Here is a 23,082-nt window from a genome sequence, read left to right on the forward strand (position 1 = left end):
TGGAGTTAGAGGGGCAGCAGCGCGGAGAGGTCTGCGCGGAGACCGGAGGCGGCCACCCGTCCGGCGCCCACCGCGTCCGTCCAGCTCAGCCGGCCGGTCACCATCGCCAGCCAGGTGGCGGCGTCGCACTCGATGACGTTCGGGGGAGTGCCTCGCGTGTGGCGCGGCCCTTCCACGCACTGCGTCACGCCGAACGGCGGAACCCTGACCTCCACGGAATTGCCGGGCGCGCGGGCGGTGACCTCTTCGAGGGAGTACCTTACCGCCGTCGCGATCACGCTACGCGGAACGGGCAACGGAACGTCCGACGGCGGCTGGCCGGCTTCCCGCCACGTCTCCAGCGCCGCTTTGCCTTCGTCGATGTCAATTTTGCGCCGGGCCACTGCCATGGCCGCCTCCTTGGATGCTGCGGGGAACGCTGCTGGTTCAGGTCGGTACGGGGTGCTGCGGCACGTCAGTCGAGCAGTGCCGAGACCGCGTGGCCAAGCCGGATTTTGCCCACGGGCCGTCCGCCGCCAAGGACGGGCTCCACCACCTTTTCCAGCACGCTGGCGACTCCCGGGATGTCCACGGCGCCAGCAGCCGCAAGCAGGGTCAGACCTACGAGGGACGTGGCCCGCAGGTTGCCGTCCAGCACCTTCACAGCCACCGCGGCGCCCTGCGGTGTCGCCAGGACGAGCACACCCTCTGCGCCGATTTTGGCAATGATATCCAGCTCCTCCATCACGATGGTGTTGGCCTCGCCCTTGCCCTGGACTGCCCAAGGGTAGTCCAGCATGGATGTTGCGATGGTTGCTGCCCGCGCATTGGAGCTCTTGTCGCCGGGTGCCTTGGCCAGGCCCGAGTAGGCTCGGGCCAACCCCGTCAGCGAAATGGCCGCCACCGGTGCGCCGCAGCCGTCAATGCCGAGGTGGGCGATTTTCTCGTCCGAGTACTCCTCGATGACCGTGCGGATGCGCTGCTGCAGCGGGTGGTTCGGTTCGAGGTAGCTGTGGGTGTCCCAGCCGTTCTCCATACAGGCCCACAGGAAGGCGGCGTGTTTACCGGAGCAGTTGAACGCCAGCCGGGACTTGCCCTTCTCGGAACGCGTGAGCCACATGCGGGCGGTTTCATCCTGCGGCCACGCTTCAGGGCACAGCAGCTGGTCCTCCTTGACGCCTGCGGCCTTGAGCATGCCTTCGACGACGTCCATATGGTCCAGGGATCCGGTGTGGCTGGCGCAGGCAAGTGCCACCTGCGCGCCGCGGAGCGGAACCCCGGACTGCATGGAGGCCAACGCCTGCAGCGGTTTGAGCGTGGACCGGGCCAGAATCGGCGTGGTGATGTCGCCAAGCTCCGTGACTACAGTGCCGTCTCCTGCCAGGACCACCGCCGCTCCGATGTGCCGTGACTCGATGAAGCCGCTGCGTTCAACGACCGCGAGTTCGACGGCGGACTCCACAGTGAACGTGGCATGAGGGTTTACGGGCATGGCCCCAGTCTATGGGTCCTGGTTGGCATTCTTGCCGAACCGATCCGGCCTGCCGTCCGCCCGCTCCCGCTACTCGACGGTGACCATGACCGACTGCCAGCCGGAGGCGCCGTCGGGTACGGGATCGGCCCGCTTTTCGGTTTGCACCTCACCGGTGCCGTCCGTTGCGCGCACCTTGATGTAGTGCGGCCCGGGCTTGGCGTCCCATTCAAAGGACCATTGCCGCCAGGTCACTGCGGAGGTCTCCTCGGAGAGGGTCGCAGCCGCCCAGACGCCGCCGTCGATCTGTACCTCCACCTTCTCGATGCCGCGCGTCTGTGCCCACGCCGTGCCGCCTACCGCGACCCGTCCGGCGGGCACCACGGCGAAGGACTGAGGGACTTCCACCCGAGCCATGGTCTTAATCGGGCCCCGCTCGGACCATCCGCGCTGTGTCCAGTACGCCTTGCTGTCAGCGAAGCGGGTGACCTCGAGGTCCACCACCCATTTCGTGGCTGACACAAAGCCGTACAGTCCGGGAACCACCATTCGCACTGGGTAACCGTGCTCGAGCGGCAGCGGTTCCCCGTTCATGCCGATGGCCAGCATGGCATCGCGGCCGTCCTGAAGCACCTCCAACGGCGTCGAGGCACTGAATCCGTCGATTGAGGTCGAAAGGACCATGTCCGCACCGTCCTTGGGCCGTGCCCGGCGAAGGACTTCGCGAATGGGCAGTCCCAGCCACTTGGCGTTGCCGGCCAGGTTGCCGCCCACCGGATTGGAAACACAGGTGAGGGTCACATGGGCCTCGATCAGATCGGCGTCGAGCAGGTCTTGAAAGGTGAGACGGATTTCCTCTTCCACGAGTCCGTGCACGCGCAGTTCCCACTCATCGGCGTTAATTTCAGGGACGCTGAGGGCAGTATCGATCCGGTAGAACTCACCGTTGGGCGTCAGCCACGGCGTGACGCCGGGCGTCGCGGACTGCACTCCGGCGGGAATGCCCGGGGCAGGCTGGGCCGGGGCGGGGAGCCGCAGCGACGCACGGGCCTGGGCCACATTGCTGCGTGCTGTGCTCAGCAGCCGGCCGCCGGCGCCTACGATCCCGGCCCCTGCCGCAGCCAGGCCGGCGGCGGTGAAAAAAGCCCTCCTGGTAGTAACGGGACGTTCGGGCTCCTTCGCAGCGACACCGGCCGGAGCATCGGGAAAGTACTGGAGGCGCCACAGCCGGGTGACAAGCAGACGCAGGACAATCAGCCCGGCGATCGTTCCGGCGATGGAAGGCAGTGCGTCATGTGGCTCGACCCCGGCACGGGTCACCACGCTGGCCACAATCACGGCACCCATCAGCAGGACCCCGGCGGCCCCGAGCGGCCAGCTGCGGTACGCCACCACGCCCAGTACGCAGGCCAGCAGGGCAATGGTCAGGCCCATGCCCACGAAAAGCGCGGCCTTGTCCCCAGTGCCGAACGTGGCAATGGCAAAGTCCTTGAGCCACGGTGGCGTGAAATCGATGAAGGTGGAGCCGAGCGCAATCACAGGGGTGGCCCGCGCCGTAAAGAACGCCCCGATCAGTTCCGCAACGGAAAGAACGACGGCGGCGGCGGCCACCCCGGCCAGCGCCGCCAGAACGGAGGGCCCTCTGAATAACGTCAACAGCTTTTGCATGCCCTTGATTCGTAGCGGCGGGCCTGCGGGATTGTTTTTCCCGAAAGCTTCCCCGACGACTTAGCCCGACAGGCTTGGCTCAACAGGCTGGGAAGGCAGCATTGGCCGGCAGCACTGGCCGGCAGAGATACAGCACGCGACATAGCTTAGGAGCCGAGGCCTCCACAAAGTACGCTTGGAGACTGTGAAGGTACTCGTCATTGGCCCCGGCGGCCGCGAACACGCCATTGTCCGCTCCCTCCTTGCAGACCCCAACGTTTCCGAAGTCCACGCGGCTCCGGGTAATGCCGGCATCAGCAAGCTCGTCCCGACTCATGCCATCGACGGGAACGATCCGGATGCCGTAGCGGCGCTCGCCGCCCGTCTTGATGTGGACCTGGTGGTGGTGGGACCCGAGGCGCCGCTGGCCGCAGGGGTTTCCGACGCCGTCCGTGCCGTTGGCATTCCCGTCTTCGGGCCCAGCAAGGCAGCAGCCCAGCTGGAAGCGTCCAAGGCCTTCGCAAAGCAGATTATGGCCGAAGCCGGCGTACCTACGGCGATGGCGCTCGTTGCCGCCAACGCCGAGGAAGCCGCCGCCGCTTTGGACACCTTCGGTGCACCGTACGTGGTCAAGGACGACGGACTCGCCGCCGGCAAGGGCGTGGTGGTCACGAGCAACCGCGATGAGGCCCTGGCCCACGCGCAGAGCTGCTTCGACGCCGGCGGGACGGTAGTGGTCGAGGAATTCCTGGACGGCCCCGAGGTCTCCGTGTTCGTCCTCTGCGACGGCCGCAACACAGTTGCCCTGTCCCCGGCCCAGGACTTCAAGCGAATCTACGACAACGATGAGGGCCCCAACACCGGCGGCATGGGTGCCTACACGCCGCTGGAGTGGGCTCCCGAAGGCCTGGTCCAGGAAGTCATCGACCGCGTGGCCCAGCCCACCATCAGCGAGATGGCCCGCCGCGGAACCCCGTTCGTGGGTGTCCTGTTCGTCGGCCTGGCCCTGACCTCGCGCGGCACGCGCGTCATCGAATTCAACGTCCGCTTCGGCGACCCGGAGACCCAGGCCGTACTCGCCCGGCTCAAGACGCCCCTCGGTTCCCTGCTCCTGGCGGCGGCCAAGGGCGAACTGGACAAGGCGGAAGAGCTGCGCTGGTCCAAGGAGACCGCGGTCGCCGTCGTGGTGGCCTCCGAAAACTACCCGGACACCCCGCGCATGGGCGACCGGATCCGCGGACTGAAGAAGGCAGACGAACTCGAAGGCGTCCACGTGATCCATGCTGGAACCAAGCTCGACGATCAGGGCAAGGTGGTCTCCGCCGGCGGCCGCGTCCTCGCGGTGGTGGCGCTGGGGTCCGACCTCGTCGAAGCCAGGGAAAGGGCGTACGACGGCGTGGAGCTGATCCAGCTCGAAGGCGCCCAGTTCCGCCGCGACATCGCCGGAAAGGCAGCCCGCGGCGAAATCAGGCTGGCACCCGGCAACCCCTCCGCCCAGACAGTTCCCGCCCCGAAAGCGAAGGCATGACCATGGCAGAAGCAGTGAACACCGGCGGCGCTCCCAGCCGGGGACTGAACACCTCCGCGCTGGACCTGCCCGGCTGGAAGCACGTCTACTCGGGCAAGGTCCGCGACCTGTACGAACCCGCGGATGAGTCGGTCAACACGCAGTTCGGACAGGACTGCGTGCTCGTGGTGGCAAGCGACCGGATCAGCGCGTTCGACCACGTACTCAGCAGCGAAATCCCTGACAAGGGCCGCATTCTGACCCAGCTGAGCCTGTGGTGGTTCGACCAGCTGGACGTCGAGCACCATGTCCTGGCATCCTCCGTGGAGGAGGGCGTGCCCGCCGCTGTGGAAGGCCGCGCCATGATCTGCAAGAAACTGGAAATGTTCCCCGTGGAATGCATCGCCCGCGGTTACCTCACCGGTTCCGGCCTCGTGGAGTACCGGCAGTCCGGCACCGTGTGCAGCATTCCGCTGCCCGAGGGCCTGGTGGACGGTTCGCGCCTGGAGAAGGCTATCTTCACCCCCTCGGCCAAGGCAGAGGTCGGTGAGCACGACGAAAACATCACCTATGACGCTGTGGTGTCCATCGTCGGTGATGACATCGCCGCCCGCCTCAGCGAGCTGACCCTGGAGATCTACACCATGGCTGAAGAGGTAGCCCGCGAACGCGGCATCATCCTGGCCGACACCAAGGTGGAGTTTGGCTACGACGTGGTGAAGGGGACCATCGCCCTCGGCGACGAGGTCCTGACCCCGGACTCCTCGCGCTTCTGGGACGCCGCGACCTACAAGCCCGGGCAGGCCCAGCCCTCGTACGACAAGCAGTATGTGCGTGACTGGCTGACCTCTGCCGAGTCCGGCTGGGACAGGGCCTCAAATACCCCGCCGCCGGCGCTGCCTGCTGACGTCGTGGAGCGCACCCGTGCCCGCTATGTCGAGGCTTATGAAAAGCTCACCGGGCGCACCTTCGCCTGACCCGGGACGCCGTCTTTTCTAGCCCGCTTCGGCCGCCTCTGCCCGGCGCTGCGCGAGCCTGATCTCCAGCATGGCGTCCAGGGCCTGCTGCACACGGTCCTGGGCGCCGGCGGCGGTGAACTCCTTTTGGGCCTCCTGCAGGAGCGCCAGGGCTTCCTCCGATTCGCCGGCCGCCTTTAGTGACTTGCCCAGGAGCAGGGAGACCTCGCCGGCGGTGTGCTTGGCGAGGGCGGCGCGCTCTGCGTGGATTTCGCGGAGCTTTTGCACAGCAGCCACGATGTCACCGGTCAGATAGAGCCAGCGGGCGCGGATGAAAGCGACCTCGAGCTGGTCTGTCTTGTTGCCGCCAACGATGGACAGTGCGAGCTCGGCGCGTTCGATGGCGGACAGGGTCTCCGGCTCGACGATCCCGGAGGAGAGCCGGACGGCGGCCGAGGCCTTGTTGAAGCGCGCCCACAGGTCAATGTCATTGGCGGGGGACAGCAGCTTGGCTGCACGCTCGTGGTGCTTGATGCCTTCCGGATAGTCGTGCCGCAGGAACGCAACGTTGCCGATCACCCAGGCCACTTCGCCGGCAAGCTGGGATATGGAGTGCTCATCCATCTGGGCGTTCATTTCCTGGCAGTACTTCCAGGCCTCCTCAAGCCGCCCGCTTTCGGCGAGTGCGCCGATGAGGACGCGGAGCGCGCCGATGATCAGGGTGGAACCCTTGGGCAGCTTCGCGCACAGCTCCACGGCCTGCTGGGCGTGCCCGACGGCGGCTGTGAGATCGCCCTGTCCGTGGCAGAGCGCGGCGAGCATCTGCCGCGCACGCACTCCAAGACCAGCAGACTCGCTGGCCATGGGGTGCTCCAGCAGGTGCTCCATGATCTTCTGGCATTCCTTGAGCTGGCCCTGCTTCATGAGGCACTCAGCCTGCATGTACGTCATGTTCCACCAGGCGCTGGTGTTCTTACCCTCCAGTGCGATCCGCGCCGCCGTTGCCGCGTGCTCAGCCGCCAGCGGGTAATCGCGGAGGTCCCAGGCCTGCCGGGCATACAGGCCGGCCAGAACGTATTCGGCGTCGCTTACCGAGATGGGCTGGCTCCAGGCCTCAAGCGCTTTGGGTGCAAGCTCGAGGCGCCGGGCAAGCTCCTCGATCACGTCCGCTGTGGGTTCCCGCCGGCCGGTTTCCAACAGCGAGATGTAGCTGGGAGAGTAAAGGTCTTTGCCCAGTTCCGCCTGGGTCAGTCCGCGTTCGAGCCTTTCGGCCCGGAGCTTCTCTCCGAATCCGCTCCCCACGCGTGCCCTCCTTGTTCCGGACAATTTTGTGCACTGGGCGGTTATGCACAAGCCGTCACGCACAGCCGTTATGCACAGTACTTGACAGTGCCTGTGGAAAACATTTTACAATGTATGTCAACGAGGGCTGTGCCGATTTTTGTAACGAATCCTACCCGTATTGAGGAACCGACATGTTTAAGAAGATTGCGGCTGCTGCCGTGATGGCAGGGGCGCTCGCATTCTCCGTCACGGCCCCGGCCGTTCTATCCGCCGGTTCTATCGCTGACAACGGGGGCACAGCCGTTGCCATCGGGAATTGGCCGGATCCGATGAGCGTGGATGGCACCAACTACACGAACATCGGCAACTGGCCGGATCCGATGTAGTCAATCTTCTTCAGGAATTTGGGCTCCGGGGCATGCGCGAAGCATGCCCCGGAGCCGCTTCGTTTACGGAGCCGTTTCGTTTTAGCCACCCTTGAACTACAGTCCGACCAGGGAGAACAGATGAAACGGGGGCACGGATGAAACCGCCGGGAACCATCGGGCTGCAGCGGGCGTATCTTTTTTGGACCCTCGCCGGCGTTTCCCTCATAGCCGCTTCGGCCGCCGGGTCACCAGTCATCAGCCTGCTGAGTGGGACGGCCGACGCCGGTTCCACCGTTTGGGGGATCAGCGGCGTTGCGGCGCTTCTGGCGGCTCTGGCGCTTTTCGCGCTCGGCTTGCGGTTGCGCCACCGTTACATGAACACCGTCCAAAGTTATGAGAGCCGCGGAGCCTACCTGGAGGACGACGGTTCGCCCCGGCCCAACCTTCCCTTGGTTGGCGACGGGCAGGCAAGGCCCAACCTCACCAACCCGGGGCCCTGAGCCGACACAAAAGAGGGCCTCCTTGCGGAGACCCTCTTCTCTTTGGTCGGGATGACAGGATTTGAACCTGCGACCTCTTCGTCCCGAACGAAGCGCGCTACCAAGCTGCGCTACATCCCGATCCGCTGCAAAAGCAACTTTACAAGGATAACGGATGGAGGCACCACTTGCGAAATCGCCATGCATGCCCGCCGTCGGCTTACCGACGCTTCACATCAGTGAGTCCTTCCAGGCAGCATGTAGCCGCGCAAAGCGTCCGCCGCCCCCAATCAGCTCCTCTGGCGTACCGTCTTCCACCACCCGGCCGTCATGAACTACCAGCACCCTGTCCGCGGTCTCCACGGTGGACAGCCGGTGGGCGATGATGAGCGCGGTGCGCCGGGTCCCGTTGGGTTCCGCTCCTTGGAGCAGCCGGGCCAGGCCGCTCTGCACGAGCCGTTCTGATGGGATGTCCAGCGACGATGTGGCCTCATCAAGTATCAGGACCGCCGGCCGGGCGAGGAAAGCTCGGGCGAAGCTGATGAGCTGACGCTGGCCCGAGGAGACCCGGCCGCCGCGTTTATTGACGTCGGTGTCATAGCCCTCGGGCAGCTCCAGGATGAACCCGTGTGCACCCACGGCCTTGGCCGCGGACTCAATCTCCTCCCGGGACGCCTCCGGCCTGCCCAGTGCAATGTTCTCGGCCACGGAGCCACTGAAGAGGAAGGCTTCTTGGGTGACCATCACTATGTGCCGGCGCAGGTCGGAGGTGCCGAGCCGACGCAGGTCAACGCCGTCGAGGGTAACTGATCCGGAGGAGACATCGTAAAAGCGTGCAATCAGTTTCGCGATGGTGGACTTGCCCGCCCCAGTCTGCCCCACCAGGGCGACTGTCTGTCCGGCGGGGATCGTAAGGTTAAGCGCCGGAATGATGAGGGGGCCCTGCCCGTACCGGAACTCGACGTCCCTGAATCCGATCCGGCCCGCCGCAGCGGGAAGCGCCACCGCGTTTTTCGGCGGCCGTACGGTCGGTACCTCTTCCAGCAGCCCGGACACCTTTTCCAGCGCAGCCTGGGCGCTTTGGAACGAGTTGTAGAACATCGCCATCTGGTCGACGGGCTGGAAGAAACGCTTCGTGGACAACATCAACGCCAGCAGCACACCCACGGCGAGATCGCCGCCGAGCACGCGGAAACCGCCGAACAGCAGCACCGCGGCCACGCAGACGTTGCCGGTCAGCACCAGGCCGGGCTGGAAGACGCCGTTGAGGTTGATGGAACGGACCGTTGCCCTCCGGTAGTCCTCCGCGAGTTCCTTGTACCGGGAGGCGTTGTCACGCTCTTTCCGGAAGGCTTTCACCGCGCGGATCCCGGTCATGGTTTCCACGAAGTGCACGATCAGCCGGGCGGACACCACCCGGGACTCCCGAAAGGTTATCTGGGAGTGTTTCTGGTACCAACGCGCCAGCATGAACATGGGAACGCCGGCGCCCAGCACAATCAGCCCGCTGCGCCAGTCGAGGGCGAAGACTGTCGCGGCCGTGAGGACCATGAACAGCGCTCCGGCGGCCAGGGAGCTGATGCCCGAGTCGAGAAGTTCGCGGAGGGCCTCCAGATCCGACGTCTGCCGGGCAATGATCCTGCCAGAGGTGTACTTCTCGTGGAACTCCAGGCTCAGCCGCTGTGTGTGGCGGAAGACCCAAAGCCTCAGATCCAGCAGCATGGCCTGGCTGAGCTTCGCCGTCGAGGTCACGTACAGCGCGGTGAGGCCGGCGGCCGCCACCGCCGCTGCGGCATAGGCAATGCCGGTCAGGACCAACGGCAGGTTGTTCCCGGACTGAAGCGCCGGAAGTGCATGGTCGATGCCGAAGGCGATCAGGGCCGGACCGGAAACCCTGGAAGCCTGGGAGAGTACCACCGTGGCAACCGTGAGCCAGAACCGGAGCCGAACGGGACGGACCAGCGACGCCAGCAAGGTGAGCGACCGCCGTCGTACTGCCTTGCTGTCGCTCTTGCTCAGGTGGGCGTTGTCCTCGTTCGCTGTGCCGAACGCTGAGGTGCTCACCGGATGACCTCCTCGGCGTCGTCCTCCAGTGCGGACAATTCGGTATCGAGGTCCCGGGGCTCCCGCCCGAGGCTGGCGATGACATAGCGGTAGTGGGCGTTCGCTGCCAGCAGCTCGGCATGGGTTCCGACGGCGGCGATGCGGCCTTCCTCGAGCAACGCCACCCGGTCGGCCAGCGCCACGGTGGACGGACGGTGGGCCACGATCAGGGTGGTCGTGCCCGCCAGTACTTTCCGCAGCCTGGCTTGGACCCGTTCCTCCGTATTGACGTCCAGGGCGGACAGCGGATCGTCCAGCACCAGGACCTTGGGCTTTGCCGCGACGGCCCGCGCCAGTGCGATCCGCTGCCGCTGGCCGCCGGAGAGGCTCAGGCCTTCGTCGCCGATCAGCGTGTCAAGGCCGTCCGGCAATGAGTACGCGAACTGCGCCTGGGCGGTGTCGAGGGCTTCATCAAGGACAGTATCCGGCTCGCCGTCATCGGACGGCTCCCTACCGGCCCGGGCACCGAGAAGCACATTGTCCCGGACGGAGCTGGAGAAGAGCGTGGCGTCCTCGAAAGCGATACCCACCACGCTGCGCAGCTCCTCGATACTGAAGGCGCGCACATCCGTGCCGTCGATGGTGATGGAGCCTTCGGTAACGTCGTAGAGGCGCGGAACCAGCTGCAGCAGAGCGCTCTTGCCGCTGCCGGTGATGCCCACCAACGCCATGGTTTCACCCGGCCGGATCGCCAGGGTCACGCCCTTGAGGATGGGTTGATCCGGGGCGTCCTCGAAAGCGAAGGTGACGTCGTTGAAACTTAGTGCGCCGCACAGCTCAGCCGGCCGTCCGGGATGGGCGGGGCCCGTTATGGTGTCTGCGGCGTCCATGACTTCGAAGTGGCGGTCCAGGGCACTCTTTGCCGTTAGGGCCATGGCCAGCAGCATGCCCGAGAACTCCACGGGGGCTGCGATGACCGCTGCAGTGGCGAAGAATGCTACGAGCCCACCGACGCTGAGCTGTCCGCTGGACACCAGCAGGATGCCCACCACCAGCCCGGCACCGAGCGCGAGCTCGGGCAGGAGCGTCACCACCAAACTGAAGGTCGCCTGGTGTTTAGCCTTGGCGATCTCCGTCCGCCGGAGTTCCTCGGCCTGCCCGTTGAAGTTTTCCAAGGCCTCCCGGCTCCTGCCGAAGGCCTTCAGGACGCGGATCCCGTGGACGGACTCCTCCACGGTGGTGGCGAGGTCCCCGGCCTGGTCCTGGCTGCGCCGCGCCACCTTGCTGAACCGGGTCCGGAAACGGAAGCCGTAGACCATGATGGGGACCGCCGCGGCAAGGAAGATCAGCGCCAGTTGCCAGCTCATGGTGAACATCACGGCCACCCCGATGATCACGGTCAGGGTGGTGACCACGAGCATGATGGCGCCGAAGGCCATCCAGCGCCGCAGAAAGTTCAGGTCTGTCATGGCGCGGGAGAGCAGCTGCCCTGAGCCCCAACGGTCGTGAAAGGAAACCGGAAGGTCCTGCAGGTGGCTGTACAGGGAGACGCGCATCCTGGTCTCCACGGTGGTGGCGGGATTGATGACGAATGTGCGGCGAAGTGCCACGAGTACGGCCTCGGCAATACCAAGGAGGAGGATGACGCCCGCGGATGACCAGACGGCTTCCGCCGTGGCTCCCGGGCGGAGTGAATCGTTGACCAGAACGCGCAGGACCTGGGGAATGGTGAGCGCCACGACGCTGGCCAGCAGGGCACTCAGCAGTCCCATGACAAGCCGGGGCAGGACCGGCTTCACGTGGGGATAGAGACGGCTGACGGATCTGAAAAACGATAACTGCTTGGCCATGCCCGCTTCTCGCACTCAAAGGCTGAGGGTAGTTTCCGGTAGCAACTACCCTAAGCCATGAGTGCGGGGCTGCACATAGGCCGGAGTACGGTCAGGCTCGAGACGTCTAACCCCGGGCGGTAAGCGTCAGCAGGACTGCTTCAGGCTTGCAGGCGATCCGGATGGGGGCAAAACGCGAGGTGCCGATGCCGCCCGAGACGTTGACCGGCGTCGTGAATCCGTTGCTGTTCCAGTCATGCAGTCCCTTGGCCCGCCATGTTGGGATGTCGCAGTTGGCAATGATAGCGCCGTAACCGGGTAGGCAGAGCTGGCCGCCGTGGGTGTGGCCCGCAAGGAGGAGGTCGGCGCCTGACTCTGTAAAGTGGTCCAGCACGCGCTGGTAAGGGGCATGGATAACGGCCACGCGGAGATGGTCGTTGCTGTCCTGGCCCCTGGTGCCCCGAGGCCAGCCTGCATACCGTTCGCGCTTCAGGTGGGGGTCGTCCACTCCGGAGAAATCGAACCGCAGGCCCTTGAGGACAATCGACTGGTTCCGGTTGGTCAGATCCACCCAGCCGCCCATGCCGAAGCCGGAGCGCAGCTTTGGCCAGTCGAGTTCCTCGGCGTCAGGCGTGGCTTTGGAGGGTCCCAGCAAATACGAGGCGGGGTTCTTCAACTTCGGGGCATAGTAGTCATTGGAGCCGGGAACGAAGACGCCCGGGAACTCCATGAGCGGCGCCAGCGCTGCGAGCAGGGGATCCACTGCTTTGGGATGGCTGAGGTTGTCACCTGTATTCACCACGAGGTCGGGTTTGAGCTGGGCGAGCGAACGCAGCCATTCCCCCTTCGCCTTCTGCCTCGGAACGAAGTGGATATCACTGAGGTGGAGTATCCGGAACGGCCCGCGGCCCTCCGGCAGGATGGGCAGTGTTTCTTCCCGCAGAACAAACTGGTTCTTCTCCCAGAGGCCGTAGCCCGCGGCGGCCAGGCCTGCTGCCGTGCCGGTTGCAGCAGTGACGGCAAAGCCGCGCGCAATGCTTCGCGCGCGGCTTGCCAGTTGTGATGTGTCAATCACTGTCAGTCATTCCCCCTGTTGCCGTTGCCATTGCCGGAGTCCCCTGAGTTGTTGCCCGTGTCGCTAGGGGGCTGTGGGTTGTTCGGCTCTGGCTGGAACTGCTGCGGGTTGTTCGGCTGCGGCTGGAACTGCTGCGGGTTGTTCGGCTGGGGCTGGAACTGCGGGATTCCATAGAGCAGCTCGGACGGCGGTTCCGGGAAGGGCTCGGTTCCGTAGGCCGGAGCAATTTCCGTCATGAACTGCGAGAACATTGGACCGGCGATCATGTAGCCATCGATACCGGTGTAGAACTTGTCGTTGACCGTGACATTCTGGCCCGCCCGGTCCTGGGCGCCGAGTGCATCACCGAACCAGGCCGCGGTGGCCAGGCCCATGGTGTGTCCTACAACCCAGGTGGATCCGTTGTTGTTCGACGTACCGGTCTTCGCTGCAACAGGGAAGGTGGTGTCGGTCGAAATCCTGGGCTGGATGAGCGAGCCGGAGCCCTCGTTCAGGACCTTCTGGAGCGCGTAGTTCACACCGCGGGCAACCTCGGGCTTGAGGGCGTCCCGGCACTGGGTGGACTGCGCCGGCAACTGGGCGCCCGTGTGGTCCGTCACCGACGTGACGGCGATGGGAGCGCAATACTTGCCGTCGTTGGCGAAGGTGGCGAAGGCGGTGGCCATGGTCAGCGGTGCGGTCTGCGTGGAACCGAGCAGGTTGCCCAGGGTGGTCATGGTGATCTTGGGGTTCGCGTCCACCACGGCGTTGGTTTCCTTGTCCCGGACGGGCAAACCGCCGTGCAGGCCAACAGCGTCCACGATCTTCTGGATGCCGCACAGGTCAACCTGGGCGGCCGAAGCAAAGGTGGCGGTGTTGATGGAGTTTTTCAGTCCGTCAACCACGGACATGGGGCGGTAGTAGCCCTCTTCCGCGTTCTGAAGATCGTCTGTGCCGTTGGTGCTGTCGTACCAGCCGACGGTGGGCGTGGGGCAGGTGTTCCGCCACGGGAAGTTCTGCGGGTAGCGCCGCTGGGAGGCGTCGACGATCGTGTTCATCGACTTGCCTTCGTCCAGCCACTGGGCAAAGGTGAACGGCTTCATGGTAGAACCCGGCTGGGCACCGCCCAGGCCGTTCAGATCACCACCGTTTTCGTCGTACTGATCCACGTTGAAGTTGATCTGGCTGTCGAACTTGCCCTTGCCTGGGAACCATTGGGTGTTCTGGGCCATGTTGGTGATCTTGCCGGTCTCCGGCTCCACGGAGACGAGGGCAGCGCCCCACTTGTCCGGGTTGGCGCCGGCGGCGGCATTCACCTGCGCCTGCGCGGCCTTCTGCGCCTTCACATCCAACGTGGTCTTGATGGTCAGGCCGCCACGGAAGACCTTCTTCTCACGTTCCTCGGGATCCGCGCCGTAGGCCGGGTTATTCAGCAGCAGGTGCAGGACGTAGTCGCAGAAGTACGGCGCGATCGGCGAATAGGCGCAGCCCTGCCGTGCCGGCGTGATCTTGGGGGCGACCGGGGTGGCCACTGCAGCGGTGTGCTGGGCCTTGGTGATCTTGCCTTGGCCGAGCATAACGTTCAGCACGAGGTCGCGGCGGGCCTTGGCGCTCTCCGGATTGGAGATGGGATCAAACGCCGAGGGACTGTTGACCAGGCCGGCGAGGAGCGCCGCCTGGGGGAGCGTCAGGTCCTTGGCCGTGGTGCTGAAGAAAAACTTGGAAGCGGCTTCGATGCCGTAGGCGTCACGGTTGAAGAACACGATGTTGAGATAGCCCTCAAGGATTTCTTCCTTGCTGAACTTCTTTTCCAGGGCGATGGCAAGCTTCATTTCGCGCAGTTTGTCGCCCACGCCCTTGTTCACACCGTTGAGCTTGACGTCTTCGCCGCGGCCCTCGGCCTCGAGCGAGGCATTAAGGACGTTGTTGACGTACTGCTGGGTGATGGTGGACGCACCCTGCTTGTTACCGCGCGCCGTGGCCACGAGGGCACGCAGAATGCCGGTGGTGTCAACACCCCCGTGCTCATAGAACCGGCTGTCCTCGATGGCGATCACCGCGTCCTTCATGTACGGGGAGATCTGGTCCAGCGGGACGCGGGTGCGGTTTTCCGCGTACAGGTTGGCAATCAGGCTCCCGTCCGCGGCCAGCACCTTCGTGGATTGGCTGGGCGGATCAACCTGCAGCTCAGCCGGGAGCGTGTCGAAGAAGTCGATCGAGCTGCTCGCCGAGCTGCCGGAAACGGCGGCTGCCGGAACCAGGAGGCCGGCCACGAGGACGCCACAAATAGCGCTCACGCCAAGGAAAGCAAAAATCTTTCCGAGGGTAGTGGCCGTGTCGAATATGGGGTTCCTACGAGTCACCATGTTCTCCAGTTTACCGGCAACGATTAGGCTTGAGTTCATGACCAAATGGGAGTACGCGACGATTCCGCTCATCATTCACGCAACGAAGCAGATTTTGGACCAGTGGGGAGAGGACGGCTGGGAGCTTGTCCAGGTTGTCCCCGGTCCTGACGGCAACGGCCTGGTTGCCTACCTGAAGAGGGAGAAGCAGTAACATGACAACTCCTCAGGAAACCGCTTCCGGCGCGGCAGCGGCGCCGATTTCCGCCGTGGAACAGCGGCTCGCCGAATTGGGCGTGACCCTTCCGGCCGTGGCGGCTCCGGTGGCCGCCTACGTGCCCGCCGTGATCTCGGGAAACCACGTATACACCTCGGGACAGCTGCCTTTTATTGACGGCAAGCTTCCGGCCGCCGGTAAGGTGTCCGCCGGTAACGAAGGCACCTCAGATGAGCCCACTGTTTCTCCCGAAGACGCCAAGGAATACGCGGCCGTCTGCGCCGTGAACGCGCTGGCCGCCGTCAAAAGCGTCATCGGCGACCTCGACCGCATTACCCGCATCGTCAAGGTTGTGGGCTTTGTCTCATCGGACCCGTCATTTACCGGCCAGCCGGGCGTCATCAACGGAGCGTCCGAGCTCCTGGGACGCGTCCTTGGCGACGCGGGCCAGCACGCCCGCTCCGCCGTCGGCGTCTCAGTCCTGCCGCTCGACTCACCTGTTGAGGTCGAACTGATCGCCGAATTCAGCTAAGGACCGGTCGCTTCCTTTGCCGCAGCTTGCTCGCCGCCTCTTTGCCCTTCCGCCCGAACTCGAAGGGGCGGCGCAGAGCTGGCTCGAACACGGTGAACGGACGCCCAGGACGGCGCGGCTCGCGTCGTCGATAGTTCTGCTCCGTGATTCGCCCAACGGCCTGGAAACCTGGCTTGGCTACCGGCCAGGCCAGTCGCCGCTGGGCGTCCTCGCGTTCCCCGGAGGGTCACTGGAGGCGTCCGACGACGACGCCATCGGCTGGCTGGGTCCCTCGCCGCAGCATTGGGCTGAGCAGATGGGAACCGACGACGTCGGGCTGGCCCGCCGCCATGTGGTGGGCGGCATCCGCGAACTGTTCGAAGAAACCGGCGTGCTCCTGGCCGGCCCGGACTTGTCCTCCGCGGTTGAAGGCACCTCGACGCCGGAATGGATGAAGGTTCGCGAAGCTGTGGCTTCGCAGGAAAAGTCCTTCGTCGACGTTCTTGCCCGGCGCGGTCTATCGCTGCGCACGGATCTGCTCAAGCCGCTCGTGAACTGGCTGAGCCCGGACTTTGCTCACCACCGCTTCAATACGCGCTACTTCGCCGCGACGGTCCCGCTGAACCAGCAGCCGACCCTCTTGGAGAGCAAGGGCGTGTGGGGGAAGTGGGTGTCCGCCACGCAGGTCATCGCCGAACGGAACACTACGGCGCTGGGTGACGAAGTCGGGCAGGAGAACACGGTCGGGCTGACTTTGGGCCAACTCATGGTGCCGGGCTCTGAAATCATGCTCGAGAAAATGGCGGCCGCCAACGGCTGCATCGCCTACCTCAGCTACAAGCGCACCCCGCATGTCTATCAGCCACGCCTCGTCGAAGAGGACGGAAAGCTGATGCTCGAAGTCGAAGCAGCCAAAACGGTGGCTGGCGAACCCCAGCGCGAACGGTAAACCGAGGCTTACGGCCGTTAGCGACGCTCTCTCTGATCCTGCCGGGTTTTTGGTGACGCTCTCTCAGATCCTGCCGGGTTTTTGGTGACGCTCGTGCAGTTCTTCGTATCTTTATCGGGGAGTTTCCGGCGACCCCTCTGCAGCACGTGAGAGAACGCAGGGGAAAACCGGCCCGATGTGAAAGAGCGTTGGGGAAATCCCTGCAAAAAATGAGAGAACGTTCGTAGGTAGGGGCGGTCCTCACCCGGGGATGGGCCCACTCGCTGTGTGACGGGGAAGAGTTCATTGCTGCGCTGCGGGATGGGCCGCGTCGCTGCGCGGCGTCGAAGGGCGGTTTCGATAGCCTCAGCCAGCGGGACGTTTTTAAAGCAGAAGGCCGCCCACTCAAGGGGCGGCCTTCTGCTCTTGTGGACTAGCGGGAGCGCTGGCGGAGGCGCTGCATGTCCAGGATGACCACGGCGCGGGCCTCGAGGCGAAGCCAGCCGCGCTGGACGAACTCGGCCAACGCCTTGTTCACGGTCTCGCGCGAGGCACCGACGAGTTGGGCCAGTTCTTCCTGGGTGAGCTCGTGGGCTACCAGGACACCGTCCGTGGCCGGGCGGCCGAAGCGGTCTGCCAGATCCAGGAGAGCCTTGGCGACGCGGCCAGGAACGTCGGAGAAGACGAGGTCCGAGAGGGAATCGTTGGTCCGGCGCAAGCGGCGGGCAAGAGCCTGCAGCAGCTGCGCGGAAACCTCTGGGCGGGTGCGCAGCAGGTTGTTCAGGCTCTCGTTGCGGAGGCCGGCCAGGCGCGTTTCGGAGACGGCGGTGGCGGTAGCTGTGCGGGGGCTGGGGTCGAACAGCGCCATCTCGCCGAAAAGCTCACCGGGGCCGAGGATGGCCAGCAGCGATTCGCGGCCATCGGGGGACGTCCGTCCGAGCTTCACCTTGCCGGAGACGATGAAGTAAAGCTGGTCACCCTGGTCGCCCTCACGGAAGACGGAGGCCCCACGTGACAGGTCAACCTCCGTGAGCTCATCCGTCAGCAGGCGGAAAGCCTCGTCGTCCAGCGTGGCGAAAAGGGGTGCGCGGCGCAATACCTCGATGTCCATGAATTCTCCTGATTAAAATGTGTCGGCTAGGGCGCTTGTGCCATTGTTTCAGAATTTTCAACGATCTGTGACGTAGTTGGCAGCACCAACGGGCGAATTGGGGCCGACAGCAGATGCAGGCCACCCGTCTTCCTCGGCAAATTGTCAGACTCCGCCAGTAGAATCATGGCCTGGCTGCTTGTGAGGAGACCCGTTGTTTGGCCTGACTGTTCTGGACCTGGCGTTGATACTGATGCTGCTGTCCTACCTGATCTACGGTCTCCGTAACGGCTTCCTGGTGACGGTGGGCGGCATTGCCGGGTTCGCCGCCGGGGCAGTGGCAGCGTTTCTCTCCGTACCCGTGGTCAGCGACCTGGTCGAGGACAGCAGTTGGCGTCTCACCGCGACCATCGGGGTTGCCATCGTGCTGGTGGTGCTGGGCAACGCCGTGGGCACTGCCATCGGCAGGAGCATCCGCAGTGCTGTCCGGCTAAAACCCCTGCGGGCAGTGGACAGGATGATCGGCGGGGCGATGAATGTCGTGGTGACGGCGCTCGTCATGTCGATGTTGGCATTCAGCATCAGCGCCCTCGGAGTTCCTTTCGTTTCCCAGCAACTCGCGGATTCCAAAGTCATCCGTTTCATCGACAGCCTGACTCCGAACCCCGTCAAGGCCACCATGGCGCAGCTGCGGTCTACCGTCATCGGCGACGGAATTCCACGGCTTATCGAGGGCATCGGCCAGGAGCAACCTGCACCTGTCCCCAACACCAGCACGGACACTCCGGCGCTGAACCGGGCCGCGGGTTCGGTGCTCAAGATCGCAGGCACTGCATTCCAGTGCGGCCAGAACCAGACCGGCAGCGGGTTCGTAGTGTCGCCTGGGCGGGTGGTCACAAATGCGCATGTTGTGGCGGGCGTGTCGCAGCCCGTCGTCGAGCTTCCAAGCGGCGCGGCAATGCCCGGACGTGTCGTGTACTTCGACGGCAAACGCGACCTGGCGGTTCTCGCGGTCGACGGTCTGCCCATCGAACCCTTGCCTCTGAGTGCTGATCTTCCCGCCGGATCTGCCGCCGCATTCGCCGGATATCCCCATGGCGGCCCCTTCCAGTCGAAGCCCGCTACGGTCCAAGGCATCTCCACCGTGCTTGTCCCGAATATCTATGGAGACAACCCCGTTCCAGATGAGGTTTACAGGCTGTCGGGCGACATTCAGCCAGGAAACTCGGGCGGCCCGCTGCTGACGATTGGGGGCCAGGTGGCCGGGGTGATCTTCGCCAAGACCACGTCCGATGCCGCCGCAGGGTTCGCCATTCCCATGATCGACCTGCGGCCGGTAGTCTCCGAGGCGCCGGAACTCTCCACTGCTGTGTCGTCGGGACAGTGCATCCAGCAGTAGGGCGCCTGGGTTAGCCGCGAGGGGCCGTCCCCATCGGCGCAGCCGCTGGCAAAAGGTTCAAGCGTCCGGCACAGGTAGGCTCTGCGTGCGGAAAGCAGCTTTCCTGGATCAGGCCTTGCCGGAACTCAGGTCTGCCAGGTATTCGACGGCGAACCGATAACCCAGGACTCCGGCGCCGGCGATGACGGCTTTGCTGATGTCGGAAAGATAGGAGTGGTGCCGGAACTCCTCGCGGGCATGGACGTTAGTGATATGCACCTCGACGGCGGGCAGCTGCACGGCCGAGATCGCGTCGCGGATCGCCACGGACGTGTGGGTGTAGGCTCCGGCATTGATCACGATGCCGATCGCCTTGCCGCGCGCGTCATGGATGGCGTCCACGAGTGCGCCCTCGTGGTTGGACTGGAAGCACTCGACGTCCAGGCCGGCAGCCGCTCCCGCGTCTTTGGCGAGCTGCTCAACGTCGGCAAGAGTCGCGGTGCCGTACTTCTCCGGCTCACGTGTCCCGAGGAGGTTCAGGTTCGGACCATTCAGGACAAGGATGGTGCGGCGGCCGGCGTCGTCGGCGGAAGGTGCGTCAGTCATGGGTGCCAATCTATCGCGTACGCCGGGGGTCTCTACTGCAGGAACCGTTCGTTACGGCCAGGCGCAGCAGCCTCAGCCGGTCACCCATTAGACGAGCCGGAGCCGGCTCACCCTGTCCCGCAGGATCCGCTGCGCGTCACCGGAGAGTCCGGAGTCGCTGATCACCTCGTCGGCCTCGTCAAGGTCCACGATGGTGCTGATGCCCTGGGTGCCCCACTTTGTGTGGTCTGCCAGGACCACCACCTTGCGCGCGGCAGCCACGAAGGCACGGTCTGTCTCAGCCTCCAGCAGGTTCGGTGTGGTGAAACCCGCTTCGGCGTCCATGCCGTGCACGCCGAGGAAGAGCAGGTCCAGGTTGAGCTGCTTGAGGGCTGCTGTGGCGATGGGTCCCACCAGGGCGTCCGACGGCGTCCGTTCACCGCCGATGAGGATCACAGTGGAGGGCTGCCGTCCCGAACCGGAGGAGGAGCCGTGATGGAAGAGGTCGGCGATGCGGATGGAATTGGTCACCACGGTGATGCGCGGCCCGTTCACGAGTTCTTTCGCCAGGGCCCACGTGGTGGTCCCTGCGCTGAGCGCCACGGCCATGCCTTCGTGCACGAGGGTGGCCGCTTCCACGGCGATGGCCCGCTTCTCGGCTGTCAGCTGGGTTGACTTCAGTTCAAAGCCGGGCTCATGGGTGCTGGCATCACCGGGAAGCTTCGCGCCGCCGTGAATGCGCTCCACCCGGCCGCTCTCCTCGAGGAGTTCGATATCCCGGCGCACGGTCATGGCGGACACGCCCAGTTGCTGGGCCAAGTCCGAGACGCGGACCACCCGCTCTCGCTGGACGGCGTCCACGATCGACTGGTGGCGGGCTGCGGGAAGCATCAGAATCTTCTCCATCGGGAAACGGGCACGAGGACTGCTACTGCCATCTTCGCTCACCACGGGCGGGAACGAGAGCAGCACCCAGGTCGACGGCTGTTAAATGGGGCGGGCGCCAAACGGGCAGGGCCCGCCCGCGCCGTGCGGACAGGCCCTGCTCAGTTGGGACAGGCGTTATTTCTTTAGGGAAGCCGCGATTTGTGCCATGACGGTGTTGTCCGACAGGGTGGTGGCGTCGCCTGCTTCGCGGCCTTCGGCGACGTCTTTGAGGAGGCGGCGCATGATTTTGCCGGAGCGGGTCTTGGGCAGTTCCGGGACCACGAGGACGGTTTTGGGTTTGGCGATCGGGCCGATTTCGCGGCCGACGTGGTTGCGCAGTTCCTGGACGATTGCGTCCCCGGAATCCACGGCGTCGCCGCGGAGGATGACGAACGCCACGACGGCCTGGCCGGTGGTTTCGTCTGTGGCGCCCACGACGGCGGCTTCGGCCACGGCGGGGTGGGAGACCAGGGCGGATTCGATCTCGGTGGTGGAGAGGCGGTGGCCTGAGACGTTCATGACGTCATCGACCCGGCCCAGGAGCCAGATGTCGCCGTCTTCGTCCTTTTTGGCCCCGTCCCCGGCGAAGTACATGGTTTCGAACCGGGACCAGTAGGTGTCCTTGAAGCGTTCGGGGTCGCCCCAGATGCCGCGGAGCATGGCTGGCCAGGGTTCGCGGATCACCAGGAACCCGCCGTGCCCGTTCGGGACCGGGGCGCCGTTCTCGTCCACGACGTCCACGGCAATGCCGGGCAGGGGCACCTGGGCGGAGCCGGGCTTGGTGGCCGTGACGCCGGGCAGCGGGGCGATCATCTGCGCGCCGGTTTCGGTTTGCCACCAGGTGTCCACGATCGGGGCGGGGTGTTCCTTCTTTTCACCGTTCTTGCCGGCGTTGGCGCCGATGACCTCGCGGTACCACATCCACGCCTCGGGGTTGATGGGTTCACCCACGGAGCCCAGCACCCGGATGGAGGACAGGTCGTACCCGTCCGGGATGGAACGGCCCCACTTCATGAAGGTCCGGATCGCGGTGGGCGCGGTGTAGAGGATGGAGACCTTGTACTTCTCCACGATCTCCCACCAGCGGCCCTGGTGGGGGGAGTCCGGGGTGCCTTCGTACATGACCTGGGTGGCGCCGTTGATCAGCGGCGCGTAGGCGACGTAGGAGTGGCCGGTGACCCATCCGACGTCGGCCGTGCACCAGTACACGTCCGTTTCGGGGTGCAGGTCGAAGACTGCCTTGTGGGTGAACGCGGTTTGGGTGAGGTAGCCGCCGGTGGTGTGCAGGATGCCCTTGGGCTTACCGGTGGTGCCGGAGGTGTACAGGATGAACAGCGGGTGCTCGGAATCGTGGCCCACCGGGCTGTGCTCGGTGGACGCGGCGCCGACGGTGTCCTCCCACCAGTGGTCCCGGCCCTCGGTCCAGTCCACCGGTTCGCCGTTGCGCTTGACCACCACGACGTTCTGCACCGTGTGCCCGGCAGCGGAGAGCGCCTGGTCCACGGCCGGTTTCAGGGCGCTGGGCTTGCCGCGGCGGTAGGTGCCGTCGGCGGTGACGACGAGCGTGGCTTCGGCGTCATCGATGCGCGAGCGCAGCGCGTCAGCGGAGAAGCCGCCGAACACGACGGAGTGCACGGCGCCGATCCGGGCGCAGGCGAGCAGCGTGATCACGGCTTCGGGGATCATCGGCAGGTACACGGCAACACGGTCGCCCTTGGCCACGCCCAGGGATTCGAAGGCGTTCGCGGCCTGCTTCACTTCCTCGGTGAGCTGGGCGTAGGTGTAGGTGCGGTAATCACCGGGTTCGCCCTCGAAGTAGATCGCGACCCGGTCCCCGAGGCCGTTCTCCACGTGCCGGTCCAGCGCGTTGTAGGCCGCGTTGACCTCCCCGCCGACAAACCATTTCGCGAACGGCGGGTCCGTCCAGTCGAGGGTTTCGGTGAAGTCCTTGCTCCAGGTGAGCAGTTCGCGGGCCTGTTTGGCCCAAAACGCCGGCCGGTCAGCCTCGGCCTCTGCATAGATCTCGGCGCCAACGACGGCGTTCGCGGCGAATTCTGCGGACGGTGCAAACTTACGGTTCTCATGCAGCAGGTTTTCAAGAGCATCGCCCTGCTGGGTGGTGGCGGCGGCGGTGGCCGTCGAGCCGGGGGTGTCCTGGGACATGGTGAACCTCATCATTCATCGATCTTTGCCGCGCGGTTGCCGCTGTCCATTGCTGCCCTGCCGCGGAGCGCGGTACCGGGCAACAGCCGGTCACGGCCTACCGCAAAGAGCTGTTCCGCAATCAGCCTAGCGCTTCCTCTGCCTGCGCGTGTTCCACATCACAGCATGACCAGCGAGCGGTGCGGAATTAGCGACGAATGGTCTTCAAGACGGCATCCGCCACTGGTTCCGCCGCGGCTCCCCAGCTAGTGATCATGCAGGCACTTGGCTAGGCTGAAAGGGACTCGTGACATAGGCCGGAAGCTGCCTGACCCCGAGGGT

The 23,082-nt window shown here is 65.1% G+C and carries 20 protein-coding genes and 1 tRNA gene; 8 read left to right on the forward strand and 13 right to left on the reverse strand.

The features are described from left to right. Positions 1 to 5: 5 nt before the first annotated feature. From M1E01_RS03545 to M1E01_RS03555, 3 genes are all read right to left on the reverse strand, one after another. The gene (locus M1E01_RS03545) at positions 6 to 389 is read right to left on the reverse strand and encodes a sterol carrier family protein (protein ID WP_457973735.1); all 384 of its coding nucleotides are present in this window, start codon (positions 387 to 389) and stop codon (positions 6 to 8) included. A 65-nt stretch (positions 390 to 454) separates the two neighbouring features. Next, positions 455 to 1,471, reverse strand: a complete 1,017-nt coding sequence (locus M1E01_RS03550; RefSeq protein ID WP_457973736.1) for an asparaginase — start codon at positions 1,469 to 1,471, stop codon at positions 455 to 457. Positions 1,472 to 1,540: 69 nt separating this feature from the next. After that, a complete protein-coding gene (locus tag M1E01_RS03555) occupies positions 1,541 to 3,118 on the reverse strand; it encodes a molybdopterin-dependent oxidoreductase (protein ID WP_457973737.1) in 1,578 nt (525 codons plus the stop codon). Positions 3,119 to 3,302: 184 nt separating this feature from the next. Between M1E01_RS03555 and purD the strand changes: the two genes are divergently transcribed. Then, positions 3,303 to 4,625 (forward strand): phosphoribosylamine--glycine ligase, encoded by a 1,323-nt coding sequence (gene purD, locus M1E01_RS03560; RefSeq protein ID WP_457974845.1) that lies wholly within the window; start codon positions 3,303 to 3,305, stop codon positions 4,623 to 4,625. 2 nt (positions 4,626 to 4,627) lie between these two features. Further along, on the forward strand, positions 4,628 to 5,581 hold the full coding sequence (locus M1E01_RS03565) for a phosphoribosylaminoimidazolesuccinocarboxamide synthase (protein WP_457973738.1): 954 nt from the start codon (positions 4,628 to 4,630) through the stop codon (positions 5,579 to 5,581). Between the two features lie 18 nt (positions 5,582 to 5,599). On the opposite strand, the gene M1E01_RS03570 is transcribed toward M1E01_RS03565, so the two are convergent. Next, positions 5,600 to 6,862: a helix-turn-helix domain-containing protein gene (locus M1E01_RS03570; protein ID WP_457973739.1), complete on the reverse strand. Its 1,263-nt coding sequence runs from the start codon at positions 6,860 to 6,862 to the stop codon at positions 5,600 to 5,602. Positions 6,863 to 7,035: 173 nt separating this feature from the next. Between M1E01_RS03570 and M1E01_RS03575 the strand changes: the two genes are divergently transcribed. Then, positions 7,036 to 7,230: a hypothetical protein gene (locus M1E01_RS03575; RefSeq protein WP_457973740.1), complete on the forward strand. Its 195-nt coding sequence runs from the start codon at positions 7,036 to 7,038 to the stop codon at positions 7,228 to 7,230. A 137-nt stretch (positions 7,231 to 7,367) separates the two neighbouring features. Next, positions 7,368 to 7,712 (forward strand): hypothetical protein, encoded by a 345-nt coding sequence (locus tag M1E01_RS03580; protein WP_457973741.1) that lies wholly within the window; start codon positions 7,368 to 7,370, stop codon positions 7,710 to 7,712. A 43-nt stretch (positions 7,713 to 7,755) separates the two neighbouring features. Here the strand turns inward: M1E01_RS03580 and M1E01_RS03585 are convergent. From M1E01_RS03585 to M1E01_RS03605, 5 genes are all read right to left on the reverse strand, one after another. After that, positions 7,756 to 7,832 (reverse strand) — tRNA-Pro (locus M1E01_RS03585). Between the two features lie 90 nt (positions 7,833 to 7,922). Then, complete coding sequence (locus M1E01_RS03590; protein WP_457973742.1) at positions 7,923 to 9,755, reverse strand: ABC transporter ATP-binding protein; 1,833 nt, start codon at positions 9,753 to 9,755, stop codon at positions 7,923 to 7,925. Continuing rightward, on the reverse strand, positions 9,752 to 11,584 hold the full coding sequence (locus M1E01_RS03595; RefSeq protein ID WP_457973743.1) for an ABC transporter ATP-binding protein: 1,833 nt from the start codon (positions 11,582 to 11,584) through the stop codon (positions 9,752 to 9,754). Before M1E01_RS03595 ends, M1E01_RS03590 begins: the two co-directional genes overlap by 4 nt. Positions 11,585 to 11,690: 106 nt before the next feature. Beyond that, on the reverse strand, positions 11,691 to 12,638 hold the full coding sequence (locus M1E01_RS03600; protein ID WP_457973744.1) for a metallophosphoesterase: 948 nt from the start codon (positions 12,636 to 12,638) through the stop codon (positions 11,691 to 11,693). Positions 12,639 to 12,640: 2 nt separating this feature from the next. Further along, entirely contained in the window at positions 12,641 to 14,983 is a 2,343-nt protein-coding gene (locus tag M1E01_RS03605) for a transglycosylase domain-containing protein (RefSeq protein ID WP_457973745.1), read from the reverse strand. A gap of 37 nt (positions 14,984 to 15,020) precedes the next feature. Between M1E01_RS03605 and M1E01_RS03610 the strand changes: the two genes are divergently transcribed. The 3 genes from M1E01_RS03610 to M1E01_RS03620 are packed head-to-tail and all read left to right on the forward strand — an operon-like array spanning position 15,021 to position 16,639. Further along, entirely contained in the window at positions 15,021 to 15,176 is a 156-nt protein-coding gene (locus M1E01_RS03610) for a DUF4177 domain-containing protein (RefSeq protein ID WP_009359196.1), read from the forward strand. A 1-nt stretch (position 15,177) separates the two neighbouring features. After that, positions 15,178 to 15,711: a RidA family protein gene (locus tag M1E01_RS03615; protein WP_457973746.1), complete on the forward strand. Its 534-nt coding sequence runs from the start codon at positions 15,178 to 15,180 to the stop codon at positions 15,709 to 15,711. Between the two features lie 16 nt (positions 15,712 to 15,727). Further along, entirely contained in the window at positions 15,728 to 16,639 is a 912-nt protein-coding gene (locus tag M1E01_RS03620; protein WP_457973747.1) for an NUDIX hydrolase, read from the forward strand. 412 nt (positions 16,640 to 17,051) lie between these two features. Here the strand turns inward: M1E01_RS03620 and M1E01_RS03625 are convergent, their stop codons facing one another. Further along, on the reverse strand, positions 17,052 to 17,729 hold the full coding sequence (locus M1E01_RS03625) for a Crp/Fnr family transcriptional regulator (RefSeq protein ID WP_400479077.1): 678 nt from the start codon (positions 17,727 to 17,729) through the stop codon (positions 17,052 to 17,054). A gap of 193 nt (positions 17,730 to 17,922) precedes the next feature. Between M1E01_RS03625 and M1E01_RS03630 the strand changes: the two genes are divergently transcribed. Then, a complete protein-coding gene (locus tag M1E01_RS03630; protein ID WP_457973748.1) occupies positions 17,923 to 19,107 on the forward strand; it encodes a MarP family serine protease in 1,185 nt (394 codons plus the stop codon). A 108-nt stretch (positions 19,108 to 19,215) separates the two neighbouring features. On the opposite strand, the gene aroQ is transcribed toward M1E01_RS03630, so the two are convergent. The 3 genes from aroQ to acs form a co-directional block, all read right to left on the reverse strand. Next, positions 19,216 to 19,692, reverse strand: coding sequence for a type II 3-dehydroquinate dehydratase (gene aroQ, locus M1E01_RS03635; protein WP_457973749.1), 477 nt, complete (start codon positions 19,690 to 19,692; stop codon positions 19,216 to 19,218). 87 nt (positions 19,693 to 19,779) lie between these two features. After that, positions 19,780 to 20,562: a DeoR/GlpR family DNA-binding transcription regulator gene (locus M1E01_RS03640; RefSeq protein ID WP_457974847.1), complete on the reverse strand. Its 783-nt coding sequence runs from the start codon at positions 20,560 to 20,562 to the stop codon at positions 19,780 to 19,782. 171 nt (positions 20,563 to 20,733) lie between these two features. Next, a complete protein-coding gene (gene acs, locus M1E01_RS03645) occupies positions 20,734 to 22,761 on the reverse strand; it encodes an acetate--CoA ligase (RefSeq protein WP_457974848.1) in 2,028 nt (675 codons plus the stop codon). Positions 22,762 to 23,082: the final 321 nt, after the last annotated feature.

It is taken from the genome of Arthrobacter sp. D1-17, assembly GCF_054130535.1.

Coding starts and splice junctions, on each gene's coding strand:
- M1E01_RS03545 (WP_457973735.1), bottom strand. CDS start 389: ATGGCAGTGGCCCGGCGCAAAATTGACATCGACGAAGGCAAAGCGGCG.
- M1E01_RS03550 (WP_457973736.1), bottom strand. CDS start 1,471: ATGCCCGTAAACCCTCATGCCACGTTCACTGTGGAGTCCGCCGTCGAA.
- M1E01_RS03555 (WP_457973737.1), bottom strand. CDS start 3,118: ATGCAAAAGCTGTTGACGTTATTCAGAGGGCCCTCCGTTCTGGCGGCG.
- M1E01_RS03565 (WP_457973738.1), top strand. CDS start 4,628: ATGGCAGAAGCAGTGAACACCGGCGGCGCTCCCAGCCGGGGACTGAAC.
- M1E01_RS03575 (WP_457973740.1), top strand. CDS start 7,036: ATGTTTAAGAAGATTGCGGCTGCTGCCGTGATGGCAGGGGCGCTCGCA.
- M1E01_RS03580 (WP_457973741.1), top strand. CDS start 7,368: ATGAAACCGCCGGGAACCATCGGGCTGCAGCGGGCGTATCTTTTTTGG.
- M1E01_RS03595 (WP_457973743.1), bottom strand. CDS start 11,584: ATGGCCAAGCAGTTATCGTTTTTCAGATCCGTCAGCCGTCTCTATCCC.
- M1E01_RS03605 (WP_457973745.1), bottom strand. CDS start 14,983: ATGGTGACTCGTAGGAACCCCATATTCGACACGGCCACTACCCTCGGA.
- M1E01_RS03610 (WP_009359196.1), top strand. CDS start 15,021: ATGACCAAATGGGAGTACGCGACGATTCCGCTCATCATTCACGCAACG.
- M1E01_RS03615 (WP_457973746.1), top strand. CDS start 15,178: ATGACAACTCCTCAGGAAACCGCTTCCGGCGCGGCAGCGGCGCCGATT.
- M1E01_RS03625 (WP_400479077.1), bottom strand. CDS start 17,729: ATGGACATCGAGGTATTGCGCCGCGCACCCCTTTTCGCCACGCTGGAC.
- aroQ (WP_457973749.1), bottom strand. CDS start 19,692: ATGACTGACGCACCTTCCGCCGACGACGCCGGCCGCCGCACCATCCTT.
- M1E01_RS03640 (WP_457974847.1), bottom strand. CDS start 20,562: ATGCTTCCCGCAGCCCGCCACCAGTCGATCGTGGACGCCGTCCAGCGA.
- acs (WP_457974848.1), bottom strand. CDS start 22,761: ATGTCCCAGGACACCCCCGGCTCGACGGCCACCGCCGCCGCCACCACC.